The organism is Alicyclobacillus acidocaldarius subsp. acidocaldarius DSM 446, assembly GCF_000024285.1.
GTDB classification, from domain to species: domain Bacteria; phylum Bacillota; class Bacilli; order Alicyclobacillales; family Alicyclobacillaceae; genus Alicyclobacillus; species Alicyclobacillus acidocaldarius.
The window spans coordinates 1,579,187-1,592,061 of sequence record NC_013205.1; the positions used below are offsets into that span (position 1 = coordinate 1,579,187).

General features: G+C 53.0%; 9 protein-coding genes and 2 pseudogenes. 9 read left to right on the forward strand and 2 right to left on the reverse strand.

Annotated elements, in window-relative coordinates:
• The first annotated feature begins 183 nt into the window (after nt 1-183).
• Nucleotides 184-1,413 carry an MFS transporter gene (locus tag AACI_RS07530; RefSeq protein WP_012810852.1) on the forward strand — a complete coding sequence of 410 codons (1,230 nt, stop codon included), beginning with the start codon at nt 184-186 and terminating at the stop codon, nt 1,411-1,413.
• 810 nt (nt 1,414-2,223) lie between these two features.
• Here AACI_RS07530 and AACI_RS07535 read toward each other — a convergent pair.
• Together AACI_RS07535 and AACI_RS07540 are read right to left on the reverse strand one after the other, a co-directional pair.
• Entirely contained in the window at nt 2,224-2,538 is a 315-nt protein-coding gene (locus AACI_RS07535) for a YolD-like family protein (RefSeq protein WP_012810854.1), read from the reverse strand.
• Nucleotides 2,535-3,197, reverse strand: coding sequence for a DinB/UmuC family translesion DNA polymerase (locus AACI_RS07540; RefSeq protein ID WP_245530469.1), 663 nt, complete (start codon nt 3,195-3,197; stop codon nt 2,535-2,537). Before AACI_RS07540 ends, AACI_RS07535 begins: the two co-directional genes overlap by 4 nt.
• A 218-nt stretch (nt 3,198-3,415) precedes the next feature.
• On the opposite strand from AACI_RS07540, the gene AACI_RS17100 reads away from it, so the two are divergent.
• The 8 genes and pseudogenes from AACI_RS17100 (at nt 3,416) to AACI_RS15605 (ending at nt 12,493) form a co-directional block, all read left to right on the forward strand.
• Nucleotides 3,416-4,078: a DapH/DapD/GlmU-related protein gene (locus AACI_RS17100; RefSeq protein WP_081442631.1), complete on the forward strand. Its 663-nt coding sequence runs from the start codon at nt 3,416-3,418 to the stop codon at nt 4,076-4,078.
• Nucleotides 4,068-5,303 carry an MFS transporter gene (locus tag AACI_RS07545; protein WP_012810856.1) on the forward strand — a complete coding sequence of 412 codons (1,236 nt, stop codon included), beginning with the start codon at nt 4,068-4,070 and terminating at the stop codon, nt 5,301-5,303. The genes AACI_RS17100 and AACI_RS07545 overlap by 11 nt, the downstream gene beginning before the upstream one ends.
• Entirely contained in the window at nt 5,290-6,456 is a 1,167-nt protein-coding gene (locus AACI_RS15980; protein ID WP_012810857.1) for an acyl-CoA dehydrogenase family protein, read from the forward strand. The genes AACI_RS07545 and AACI_RS15980 overlap by 14 nt, the downstream gene beginning before the upstream one ends.
• Before the next feature lie 277 nt (nt 6,457-6,733).
• Nucleotides 6,734-7,123: pseudogene (locus tag AACI_RS07550) on the forward strand (IS1634 family transposase); the annotation flags it as partial.
• A gap of 107 nt (nt 7,124-7,230) precedes the next feature.
• On the forward strand, nt 7,231-8,448 hold the full coding sequence (locus AACI_RS07555; protein WP_012809566.1) for an IS256 family transposase: 1,218 nt from the start codon (nt 7,231-7,233) through the stop codon (nt 8,446-8,448).
• Between the two features lie 219 nt (nt 8,449-8,667).
• Nucleotides 8,668-9,945 (forward strand): annotated as a pseudogene (locus AACI_RS07560) (IS1634 family transposase); the annotation flags it as partial.
• Between the two features lie 389 nt (nt 9,946-10,334).
• The gene (locus tag AACI_RS16965) at nt 10,335-10,631 is read left to right on the forward strand and encodes a sigma factor-like helix-turn-helix DNA-binding protein (protein WP_280959714.1); all 297 of its coding nucleotides are present in this window, start codon (nt 10,335-10,337) and stop codon (nt 10,629-10,631) included.
• Between the two features lie 212 nt (nt 10,632-10,843).
• Nucleotides 10,844-12,493: an RNA polymerase sigma factor gene (locus tag AACI_RS15605; protein WP_012810858.1), complete on the forward strand. Its 1,650-nt coding sequence runs from the start codon at nt 10,844-10,846 to the stop codon at nt 12,491-12,493.
• Nucleotides 12,494-12,875 lie beyond the last annotated feature (382 nt).

A 12,875-nucleotide genomic window follows, 5' to 3' on the forward strand; every position in this document is an offset into this window, starting at 1 on the left:
GCAATTTACACACAACGTTGGACTTGACCCCAACAGAACCGATCTGCAATATCAGAACATTGGGCACTGGGAATTGCATCTCATGTTCTGGAGCGGTGAACATTGAGGGCATCTCCTCATGAGTCTTTAGGGAGGATGAATCTGTGTAGCTGAGCGTAACAGATGAAAGGAGTTCGACTTGGAATGGGTGTAATTGCACGACTTACTTGGTTTGCGAAGTGGATATCTCTGATTGGAGACGTGTGGTTTGCAACAGCTCTCATTTGGTACTGGAGTTCTACTTTGCATCAGCCATACATTCTTTCTCTTTTGGGTTTGGCGTTCAGCCTCCCGGGAATTTTGAGCCTGTTCTTTGGGGTCTTCGCCGATCGAGTGGGCGGCAAATTGTTGATTGTGAGCTCTGTGTGGGCACAGGCGCTCATTTGTGCGGGCGTCGCTTTGGCTGTTACTGATCGCAGCCGTGTCGGTCTAAGCATCACTCTAGTTCTCATCGGGACATTAGGAGTGCTTGAAGCAATCCGCAGCAATGCGATAAGCGTTGTGATGAGTAGCTTTATCTCAGCAGACTTACGGGCGCAATTTATCGGTTTGTTACATAGCGTACAATCAGGCATCCAGCTGGCGGCACGCTTCTTTGCCGCGAGTTCATTGATCTGGTTAAGCATTCAGGATATTGCTCTAATCGATTGTTTGTCATTTGTGATCGCGGGCATTCTATATATCTTTCTTCCTGTTCCTTTAAGAAAACTTCCCTCGTCGAATGAAAAATATTTTAGAAGATCATATGTTTTAGATATTATTGAAGGGTGGAAAGTGATAAGGACAGATGGACTGTCCTTACGTTTGCTTTGCGTACTTTTGCTCTCAGGACCATCAATGGCAGTCATAAGTGGATACGTGGCTTGGAGGATAGAACGCAATCTCCATGCTTCAAGCTGGTGGTATAGCCTTTCGATTTCCATGGAGATGGTAGGCTCCATGGGTGCGGCTCTATTGGGGGCAAAAGTGTTCCGAAGGGTAGCCCGGCGGTTCGGTGTAACGTGGATATTCCTCCTTGATTTTTTGTTTATGGGAATATCGGCGTTTGCGATGGGGTTTTTTAATCGCATATGGGTGATCGTACTGTGCATGTGCTTGGTAGGTGTGCTGCAAGCTGGTCAGAACGTAGTGGCTCCTGCATATGTACTGGCCTCATACCCAAAGGAGATTATAGGAAGGGCAGCGGCCGTATTTTCAACCGTGGAAGCTGGAACCCAGGCCATTGGAAGTGCATGTATGGCCATTTGTGCAAAGTTGTTGCCTGTGCCATGGCTTTTTGTGGGAGCAGGACTTCTGCTGGTTGTTAGTGCACCGGTGATATTCATCAAGCTAAAGATTAAACTCGTTACAAGTCCCACGTATAAAAATGTTTAGTCCTATTGCATGTCCGAAAACGAACGAAACGCTTGACGTGGCGCTATCCCAGTTAGAGTGTAAACGTCGTAAGACATTCATGTCGAACTTCGACGCCACGGTAGCATGAAAATGAGGCGATATTGCGATACGATCGCGTCAGCAGCCGCCAGAGCTCCTCTGACGAAGAACCTCGGGCACGAGGGCTGTAGACACTACACGAGTTATCCACAGGTCCCAGAAATCCGCGTCGGACATGGGTTTGTGGGACTTTGTATGACTACCAAGTATCGAACTCGGGGTCAACCTGGGTACTTGGTGGGCGCCAGAATGGTATATGGATGTCCGCTATATTGAATTGGGGCCTTGGGCAACCACCAATTTCTATTACTACTTAGGAGGTGTATACTGACTATCTTCTTTTTATAAAGGAGTATGAACTTATATAGAACAAAAAGTATTTTTTAGAGGTGATCAATGAATACTTTCTATATATTTCTTGGTGTCTTAAGTGGGCTGTTTCTTATCTTTTCTCTTGTTGTTGCTCGAAAAAAACCTGTAAAACGTGATTTTGCGAATTCTTTCTTCTTCACGCTAGTCACATTTTTTATCGCAGTCCATCCCACCCAGTTATTCACGCTTAGCATACTTCTCGTCGTACTTACGCTATACAATGTATACATCATTTTGAAGAGATAGAGTTGCTCGGAGAAAAATAAACCCGACTTTGACATGTAAACTGAGCACGTAGACTCATGTATGAATGTGGGATCCCACAGCGGCGCGGCTTGTCGGACTTATCCACAGGCATGCGCCGCTCTTTGCGTCCGCTCATTCGATCTCGATCACGTCATCCAATTTCACGACTTTTTCGCCGTCAATGGTTCTCACGCGCAGTTCCCGGCCGCGCACCGACACGCGGCCGACGAGTACCACGTCACGTTTCGGTGAAAACACCGTCACACGCACGGCGCGTCCCTCGCGAACCGCCTCACTGAGCGCGTACTGCATCTCCTCCAAGCGCTCCTCGGTCAGTACCAGGCGTTTGCGTTTTGCCCGTTCGCGGCGGATTTGCGCCATGAGCTCGCGATGCTCGGGCAGCACAAGCCGCATGGCCTCGAAGATGTTCCCGTCTCGGATGTTCATGCGTAGTGCCCCCCGATTCGCAGACTCCGTTCACGAAGTTGCCCGGCGCGCGTCAGACTCACGGCGCGCATGATGGACGTCTCGCCAAAGCGTGCGCGGATCTCATCGATGGTCTCGTACAGTCGTGTCCGCGCCGGCACGTTCGCAAACAGCGATAATTGCACGGTCTCGCGAAATTGCAGCATGTCCACGCCCACCGACACGGCCCGCACGCCGAAACCATCCCAATGTTCATCGAATAGGGCCAGGAGCACCGGATACAACTCTCTCGGGTCGTTCGTGGCGCGCGGAAGGGTCTTGGCCCGATAGAACCCTCCAGTGAGTCCTTCATACGTAAGCCCGAGGCTCACACGGCGGCCTGCTTGGTGCGCCTGCCGAAGTCGATGGCACACCTTGTCCAGCAATTCTAGGATGACGACGGCGACCTCGTTGCGCTCGTAGAAGTCCCGCGGCAACGTCGTGCGATGGGAGAATCCCTTGTGCGGCGCGTGATAACTGTGCGGGTTGATGTCGATCCAGTCGATGCCGTTTGCCCAACGGTGAATGACTTCGCCCCACACGCCAAATTCGGCCTTGAGCACACCGACAGGCAGGCGTGCGACGTCGCCAATCGTCTCGCACTTGAACTTGCGACGCAGGACTTCCGCCCGCCGCTTCAAACCCCACATCTCCTCGACGGGCAAAGGATGGAGCACAGACGGAATGTCCTCTTCTTGTCATCACACAATACCACTGATCGGTCAGGTAAGAGACAGTGCGAGGTAGGAGGCGACTAGAAAAGAAAATTTTAACGATAATTTAATAAATCTTAAATGAAATATTATTCGCAAAATAAAAATTACAGTAGTACATATTACAGCTAGAGGGCGTGGAACACATGATCATCGAAAGAAGGGATGTACAAATGAGTCTCAGAGTCATGAAGGGTAAGAATGTGATTATTCAGGACAATGTGACCTTCTTGTGCGAGGATGACAGCCAGGGGAAAGATGTGAGTATTGGAGATAACACAATCATTCGATCAGGCGCGATTATCTATGAGGGCGCTTCTATCGGCAACAATGTCCACATTGGACATGGATGTATTATTCGAAGTGGCGTACGCATTGGTGACAACACAGTCCTGTCTCATCACGTAGTGGTTGAGCGAAATACGTGTATAGGAAAGTGGGTTCGGATTTCAGCTCTAACTCATATAACGGGTGGGGTGATTGTGGAAGATTCTGTTTTTATCGGTGCTGGAGTAATAACAGTAAATGATAAACGAATGGTGTGGAAACACAGGACTTTGTCCCCAGAACTAGCCCCGCCGATCTTTAGGATAGGAGCAAGAATTGGGTCTGGAACTGTTATATTACCCGGCGTATGCGTTGGAGAATTTGCTGTCGTGGGTTCGGGATCGGTTGTGACAAACGATGTCGCGCCACGTGCCTGTGTGTGGGGGAATCCAGCTATTTATCGGTATTCCGTCTCTGGCGAATTGCTTATCCCGAATGGTTCATATTCACCCGATGCAGGGGGGATCGGGAATGAAATGTAGCTACTTAAGGCGAATTACTATTGACTCCTTTCACGCGTTTCTAGTCGGTAGGTTTTTCTCGCGGGTCGGTGACAAGCTGTTTCTCGTCGCACTGCCCTTGGTGGTGCAAAGCATGGGGTACGGAGCGCCTTTGCTCTCCTTCGCCAACGCGATCCAGTACGTTGCCAACTGGGCCGGCGGTCCACTTGGCGGCTATCTCACCGAACGGCACAGCCGGAAGACGGTGATGCTCTGGGTGCACGTAGCGCAGGCAGTCGCCATCATCGGCGTGGTGGCCTCGACCGCGAATAAGGCGCTCTTTCCGCTTCTTCTCCTTGTCTCGATGTTTCTCCTTCATCTCGCCTCCATGGTCAATCGCGTCAATAGGTTCTCCCTCACGACTTTGCTCCGCGATCGTGACCGGTTGGCGGCGGCCAACGCCGAAATTCAATTGATGGAGTCCGCGGCGCGGCTCGTGGGTCCCTTGGCGGCCGGGGTCGTGATCGCCCACTTGCATCTGCGCGCGGCGCTGTGGCTGGACGTCCTATCGTTTGTCATCATGGGCGTGGTGGTCGTGTTTGCCGTACGCTTGCAGCGGACGAAGGAGGAGGCAAGGCGGCCTTCCTACCAGTTTCGCGATTTATGGAACTGGCGGTATCAAGGTCAGCCGGTAGTGCGGCGGATGCTAATGGTCAATAGCTTATCGAGTGTCGTCTTCACATTTGTATCTGGCTTCAACGTGTTTCTCATGAGCTCGGCACATCACTTTGGCGTCATGACGATCTCTTGGATTCTAACCGTGACGGCTGTGGTCTCGATGCTTTTGGGGTTCGTGCTGCGTGTGAATGTAGTGAATATGGCACAGCCGTCGTTCGTGAAGATGGCTCTGGGACTTAGCGTTTGTGGTGTTGGGCTCCTTGGTATGCCGTTTGCGCAAGGTGCGCTTGTGTACTTTCTCTCGTACACTCTCTGCATATTAGGTATGGAGTTTTACCAGCAACAAGGGCAAACGTGGTTACAGACGCATGTCTCTCAATCAGAGTTGAACCATGCGTTTGTCGCGATGTCTAACTCCGCGAACATCATCACACCTGTGTGGATGGTGGTAGGTGGTCTGCTATGGCGTACCGTAGCACCATTCTTGCCATTATTGGTTTGTGCAATCATGCTTTTTATCAACATGTTTATATGCGTTCTTTCACTAAATTTCGTGAATAAAGAGGGTGAGCAACATGATGAATTATGAAATTAGGACAGTGACAAATGAAAAAATTCGTCATCAAATCTACGATAAAGTTGATTATTTTATACAAAAAGAACGATTGAAAGATATTTTTTCCACGGGACATCCGGATATACTTAGAGTTCGAAAAATCGCTTCGAAATATGATCTGCTGAAGCTAGATTTACCTAGGGAATATGGGGGCATGGGTGCAGACGTGGTTACAATGGCAAATATATATTTTAGGTTGGGGAAAATAAGTGCAAATGCCAGAGAAATTGTTGGGATGGGTCACGGTAGACTATTATTAGATCGTTGGGACGAAGATAGACAAAGATGGATAGATAGAATTGTTTCAGGCGAATCCTTCGTTGGAATAGGAATTACTGAGGATGGAGCTGGTTCGGATGTTAGGAAAATAAAGAGTAGTATTCGGCATTTAGATGGAATATCTTCTATTTTAAATGTTAATAAAGATTATATTAGTAGAATTTATGAAGCTGATATATTTGTCTTCTTTGTTAGGAATGTTGAAGACGGTGCTATTAGTTGTGTTGTAGTAGACGATTTAAATTCTATAGATTGTCTACGAGTGAGTAGGCAACCGATGGGACTTGATGGATGGTCCTTTGGAGGGTTGGTGATACGGGATTTGAAGATACCTAGAAGTAATGTCTTACACGGAGAAGGTAAAGGATTAGACGTATTAAAACGACATTTTGCGTATTGGAGAATACTGGTTTCAATGCTTTGCCTAGGTTCAGCTTATCAGGCTATTGAAGAAACTATAGCTTTCTGTAAAGAAAGACCTATTTTTGGCGGGCGTCTATCGGATTTACAATCCGTAGGTCACAGGCTTGCTGAGTCTGTAACCTATATTGAAGCTGCAAAGAGCCTCTGCATAATGGCTGCCAAAGCTATAGATGAAAGTTCTAATAATGCTTTAAAATTATCATCAATGGCAAAATGGTATTCAACAGAAGTCGCATATAAATGTCTACATATGTGTGTTCGACTTCAGGGAGCGAGAGGATATGAATTCAATAATTCTACTCGAAGAAGACTGTTAGATATTGAAGGATTCTTAATTGCTGATGGGAGTAATGATTTGATGAAAAGTATTATATACAAAGAATTAGTTGGGAAGGATATATATAACAAAACATTACTAAGATGAACGCTGCGGGTATTACGAGTTGTGTCCGATATCATGTGTAAGAAGAGTTCCTGCCGAAACAGAAAGAGCCATCCGGGCCCTCTTTCCCGACCTTCGACAGTTGGATAGAGCGTGTAGACTCATGGATGGATGTGGGATCCTATTGCGGCGCGGCTTGTCGGACTTATCCACAGGCATGCGCCGCGTTTTCATTTGTATTTTTGTAGGCATGCGTTTTGTTGTGGATAACTTTATTTTGTCGTTTACAAGTTCGTAGTACATGCCGTATCATGTGGGCATGTATATCCGAGTCATTCGCCGAAAAAACAAGAACGGTTCTGTTACCGGTTACGTGCAGTTGGCCCATAACTACCGCGATCCACAGACCGGTCAGCCGAAGGCCAAGGTCCTGTACACCTTCGGTCGTGAAGACGAAATGGACCTGGAGGCGCTCCGGCGCCTTGCCCAGAGTATTCATCGCTTCGTGGGCGACGAGTTTACCTCGGGGCGCGGCCAGTCGGAAGCCATCCAAACCACGCTGCTGGACAGCCGTCCCATGGGAGGGGCGTATCTGCTGGACGAGCTGTGGCGACAGCTTGGATTGGATGAGGTCTTGCGCGAGCGGCTGGTCGACCGGAAGTTCAAGGCGGCTGTCGAGCGTGTCATCTTCGCCATGGTCGCGAATCGGTTAGAGTCTCAAGTGGTGGTGTAAAATTCGTCGTCTCCAATTGACGAAGAAGCCACCGTGCGTGTCTACTAAGTGTGACCAACACCAAAAGTAGGAGGCACGCAACGATGGCTTCGCTCAATAGCTTCGCAGTTCTCGAATGGATTCGCAAGATGCAAGACGTGGATCAGATCGATTTTTTACGGGAATTGATGCAACTCGTGACGCAGTTCCTCATCGATGCGGAAGCCGCAGAGAAAATCGGTGCCGAGCGCTATGAGCGGACGGAGAGCCGTGTCACACAACGAAACGGCTATCGTTCAAGGGCCTGGGACACGCGCCTCGGGACGGTCGATTTGAAGATTCCAAAGCTCCGTCAGGGCAGCTTCTTCCCTTCCATTCTGGAGCCCAGGCGTCGAGCGGAACAAGCGCTGGCTTCTGTGATCCAGGAAGCGTACGTGAAGGGCGTGAGCACCCGCAAGGTCGATGACCTGGTGCGAGCGTTGGGCCTGGATGGCATTAGCAAAAGCGAGGTGTCTCGCCTCTGCCAGCTCATCGATGAAGAGGTTCGCCAGTTCAAGGAGCGGCCGCTCGAGCGTGAGTATCCGTACGTGTGGCTGGATGCCACGTTCCCGAAGGTGCGGGAGGGCGGCCGCGTGCAGAGCATGGCGCTGGTCATCGCCATTGGCGTCACGGACACCGGAGAGCGCGAAGTACTCGGATTCGATGTCGGAACGAGCGAGGACGGCGCGTTCTGGTCGGACTTTCTGCGCAGCCTGAAGGCGCGAGGTCTTCGGGGCGTGCGTCTGGTGGTGAGCGATGCGCACGCAGGCTTGCGCCAGGCCATTTCGGAAGTGCTGACGGGCGCGACGTGGCAACGCTGCAAAGTGCACACGATTCGGAACGTGTTGAGCCAAGTGCCGAAGAGGGAGCAGTCGATGGTGGCCTCGATCATCCGGACGATCTTCACCCAGCCCACGCAAGAAGCGGCCCGCGAGCAGCTTCGCCGAGTGGTCGCGGAACTCCGGGGGCGTTTCCCGAAGGCGATGGACATTTTGGAGGCAGCAGAGGAGGACGTGCTGGCGTTTATGGCGCTACCCATCGAGCACTGGCGGCAGATCTGCTCGACCAACCCGCTCGAGCGGCTCAATCGAGAGATGCGTCGGCGGATGGACGTCGTGGGGATTTTCCCGAATCGAGCATCGGTAGTGCGCCTCGCTGGAGCGATTTTGCAAGAGCAGCACGAAGAATGGCTGGTGTCGCGGCGATATTTCAGCCTGGAGTCGATGGCGAAACTCAAGCCCAACCGTCCGCTCCTCGCAGCCGAGGCGATGTTGCAAAAATAACGTGTGGGAAGGGGCGTGCGAGCATGGCAGACCAAGGCTTTGTCCCCTAATGGCTTGGAATCGACCGGCGAGCGCGACGTCAAGGGCGTCCAGAGGACGAGCGAAGCGTCCCTTGACAGAGCGTGAAGACGGTCGATATCGCCCGGAACGGGACAAAGCCGACCGATGTCACACAGTAGACACAAACGGTGAATTTACACCTCTTGACGGGACACTACCGCGAATCGCGCGTTGGCACCAAGCAGCAAGCTGGCCATGGAAGAATGGGTCGACCGTGAAGTGGCTCTCCCCGGGATGACCGAGTTGGACGTGTGGCAGGCATACCGGGCCATGGACTTTCTCCATGATGTGGCGGAAGACCTGCAATATGAGGTCTTCCGGCGAGTGAGCGATCTCTTGAACCTGGACGTGGACCTTCTGTTCTTTGACACGACCTCCACGTACTTCGAAACGGAGGACGAGCCCGAAGACGGACTACGGCGCAAAGGATATTCGAAAGACCACCGGCCCGACTTGCCTCAGGTGGTGATCAGGCTTGCGGTGACGCGGGACGGCATCCCCGTGCGCTGCTGGACGTGGCCTGGCAACACAGCGGACATGAGCGTGGTCGAGGAGGTCAAACAGGACCTCATCGGTTGGCGGCTTGGTCGCGTGATCACGGTCGTGGATCGAGGTTTCGTCTCAGAGAGCAATTTGCGGATCCTGCAACGCGCCGGCGGTCACTACATCGCTGGGGAGAAGATGACCTCCGGGAAACCAGCGGTAGAAGCGGCGTTGGCGCGCCCTGGACGTTTTCGTGAGCTTCGTCCTAACCTGAAAGTGAAGGAGGTCGTGGTGGGAGACGGAGAGGCCCGGGTCCGTTACGTGTTGGCGTTCAATCCCGAGGAAGCCAAACGCGATGAGGCGCGGCGGGAGGCCATGTTGCGCGAGCTTCGGATGGAGTTGGAACGCCTCAAGGAGCTTCAGGGCGAAGCGCACACGAAGGCCCACTGTCGGCTTGCGAGCCATCCCACGTTCAAGCGCTATCTGAAACAGGACCGATGGGGGAACCTGAGGATTGACCCGGAGGCCGTGCGGCAAGCGGCTCATCTGGACGGGAAGTACTTGATCCGCACCTCCGACGACACGCTGTCGACGGAAGATGTCGCGCTGGGATACAAGCAACTCCTGATGGTGGAGTCCGCGTTTCGCACACTGAAGACGACGTTGGACATCCGTCCCATGTATCACCGGAAGGACGAGCGGATCCGTTCGCATGTGCTGTTGTGCTGGCTGGCCTTGTTGTTGGTGCGCATCGCGGAGGTCCAAACTGGGCGGACATGGGCAGACATCCGCTCTCACATGCAAGCGATGCATCGGGTCACGAAGAGCACGCCGGAAGGGATCGTCGTGCAGCGCACCGAAACGACCGAGGTGCAGCGGGAGATCCTGCGAGCCCTGCGGATCACGGAGCCGCCAAGAATTCTGCGGATGGAACCTCGAACACGAGGGCTGTAGACACTACACGAGTTATCCACAGGTCTCACAAATCCGCGTCGGACATGGGTTTGTGGGACTTTGTATGACTACAAAGTGTCGAAGTCGGGCGTCCACATGACGGCGAATTCGCGAAGAGGGCCGTGGTTCATGGCGAGGGTTCTGAACCCTATCCTAGACCGAGCGTACCTTACGAAGCTGGGACTCAGGAGTATGTACGTACGATATCTCGAACTTCGTCGTGTTTCATGAACCGCCGTATGCGGACCCGCACGTACGGTGGTGTGAGAGGACGGGGGCTAGCCGCCCCCTCCTACCGTGAAAATAGGCAAACAGCCCCCTATGATTTCCCTGTGCCGGACCAAATCGTATGCAGAGGGTGGATGCTCATCCATCATCGTCTAGACGCGATGCCATTTTCATCACCCCGTGGCGTCGAACATCGACATGGACGTCTACTCGCGTATGAGCGCGGCATGACGTACTCGGCGATTGCGCGGGCGCTGGGGATTCGGCGGAGTTCGGTGCAGACGCATGTGGAGCGGGCGAGGGGGAAGTTGGCGAAGGTGGAGGGGGTGCAGTTGGCGTTGTTTGATGAGAATCTAAATCTGGGGTGTGGTGGTATGGAGCAAAATCCACGCACGGCCCGAGAATTAAGCGTGAGTGCAGTGGTTGAATTCGGAAATGAAAGGTGGAGTCCTTTTTGATATCCGAGGAATGCTTGTGCTACAAGATCTCGCGATTCTGTAAAATCCTCATACATTATTTGTTTAGGGGTGTCCACTGTATTGACTCAATACCATGATCACACACCTCGGCACAGAGGCGTGGGCGGAACACGCTTCTTGGTCCTCTGGTGAGAACCTTCATGCCTCGCTTCGAATCATTACGGGTGACAACCGCGAAAGAGGTGAGGACCATGGAAGTTGCTCAACTGGTCGAGGCATGTCGCCAAGGCTTGCCAGAGTCTTGGAACACGCTTGTCTCCATGTTCCGCCCACAGGCGCTAGGCTGGGTCACGCAGTTTTGCCGGGATCGAGATTTGGCGGAAGACGTTGTGCAGGAGAGCTGGCTGACCGCAGCACGTCACCTGTCCGAGTTACGGAATCCACAGGCGTTTCCGCGTTGGTTCTTTCAGATTGTGAAAACGCAGGCGTATCGCACGTTGATGCAAGCGTACAGGGAGCAGGTCGAGGAGATGAAGGAGGTGGCGTCGGATGTAGACCAAGAACGGAGTACCGTCCTGAAACTGGATTTGGAACGAGCGCTGGACAGCCTGCCGCTGGAATTGAAACAGGTATTTATTCTGGCAGGCATATACCAATGGCCCATCCGGGATGTGGCCTCGTTCCTGAGAATTCCGGCGGGGACCGTTAAATCGCGTTTGTCCAGGGCAAGGCAGCAATTGCAAGCCGCTCTGAAGGAGGGTGGAGGTGATGCGGCCGGCCAGGAGTCTGCCTACGAGTCACTGTACTATGTCCTGTCTGCTTGGGGCTCCGGGGAAAAGGTCGATCATCCAACGGTTCGCCACACGTTGGCCAGAGCCTGGGCCACGATGAAAAGCCTGAGGTTCACGCTCACCCGGGAATGGCTTTCAGGTGAGCAGATCGGGAGAAGACAACAAGCGCGGTATGCATGGCGTGCGCCCAATTGGCTGAGGATTGAAACAGAATCGCCGGATGCCGGGCGCGTCGTCACGGTCATTCATGGACGCCGCATGCGGGTGCGGATGGCAAAGACGAACACCATCCAGGAAGCACAGGTCCCGCACGAGGCGGATCCATCGTTCATGTTGGGCCATCTTTGGAAAGCGTTGCTGACCCGAGATGACTTGGTGGTCATGCCGCCTGAGCAGGGCGAACGGTTATGGCACCTGTGGGTGGAGCTCGATCGCGACGTCACCGCCGAGGAGGATGAGGCGTGTGAGAGCGTCCACTTCTGGATTCATCCGGAAGACGGTCTGCCGAGGCGCATCGAGTACTGGAATGGGCGCGGGTGTGTGTTCCGCGAGGTGATGGAGGACATCGAATGGAACGTAGCGGTTGCCAGGCGCGAGTTTACCGTACCCACGGATGGGAAGAAGTTGCGCCTGTGGACGTTGGGCGACCTCCTCGGCGGCCTCCCGATTCGTGTTGATCCGAGCGACGCGATACGGCAGTGTCCGTTTCCGTTGATGGGGCTCGACCGGTCCGTCGTGAAGGAACTCGGATTGCGCGACCACATTGAAATCTCCAAGTATTATCACGGACGAGAGTGGGCGGTTCGATACGGTGCACCCTCGCGTTCCAGGGCGGTGTTGCGGGGTGAAGCCTTCATCATCTTGTGGCAGGCAGGAGCGGTAACGGACGACGTGCATCGTCATTGGGGGATCTCAGACGTCCAAGACGAGTGTCTGGAACTCGGGACCCAGGCGAGAAGCGGTGAAGTGATCACGCCTCGTTTTGTGATTTCGAGACTGTATTGGGAAATGAACGGGAGGCCCTATCAGCTCATGGCTGCTGGTATTTCTATGGACCGTTTGGTGAGCCTCGTGCGTTCGGTGAGGCCACTGCGCGACGACGGGAAGTGAATGGCGTGCCCTGTGCCTTGTTCCAAGTGGGGGGATGCGGCCCGTGTGGTGAACTTGAATGGTAAACGTAAAGTGTTCCACACATCGCAATCGACCTCCCCGTGTTTGAGAACGGTCTCATCAAACGCAGCGGGAGGTTTTTCATATGACTGCAGGAATCTCTCATCGCGAGAAGCGCGAGGTGTGGCGCTAGCGCATGGGGCCTTCTACGACAGCGGCCTTTTCGCTGTCCCTGCCCGCTTCTATGCTAGGCTCTGGCTGCATCCCACATGTTTTTGGGTGTGTATCATCTCCGAAAGGAAATTGGAACGTACTTGGAGAATCAGAAGTGATATTCCGGTGGGATGGGTTACACGTGGCGACGGCGTTAGGTTCCGTGTCT

Coding starts and splice junctions, on each gene's coding strand:
- AACI_RS07535 (WP_012810854.1), bottom strand. CDS start 2,538: ATGAACATCCGAGACGGGAACATCTTCGAGGCCATGCGGCTTGTGCTG.
- AACI_RS17100 (WP_081442631.1), top strand. CDS start 3,416: ATGATCATCGAAAGAAGGGATGTACAAATGAGTCTCAGAGTCATGAAG.
- AACI_RS15980 (WP_012810857.1), top strand. CDS start 5,290: ATGATGAATTATGAAATTAGGACAGTGACAAATGAAAAAATTCGTCAT.
- AACI_RS07530 (WP_012810852.1), top strand. CDS start 184: ATGGGTGTAATTGCACGACTTACTTGGTTTGCGAAGTGGATATCTCTG.
- AACI_RS07555 (WP_012809566.1), top strand. CDS start 7,231: ATGGCTTCGCTCAATAGCTTCGCAGTTCTCGAATGGATTCGCAAGATG.
- AACI_RS16965 (WP_280959714.1), top strand. CDS start 10,335: ATGCCATTTTCATCACCCCGTGGCGTCGAACATCGACATGGACGTCTA.
- AACI_RS15605 (WP_012810858.1), top strand. CDS start 10,844: ATGGAAGTTGCTCAACTGGTCGAGGCATGTCGCCAAGGCTTGCCAGAG.
- AACI_RS07545 (WP_012810856.1), top strand. CDS start 4,068: ATGAAATGTAGCTACTTAAGGCGAATTACTATTGACTCCTTTCACGCG.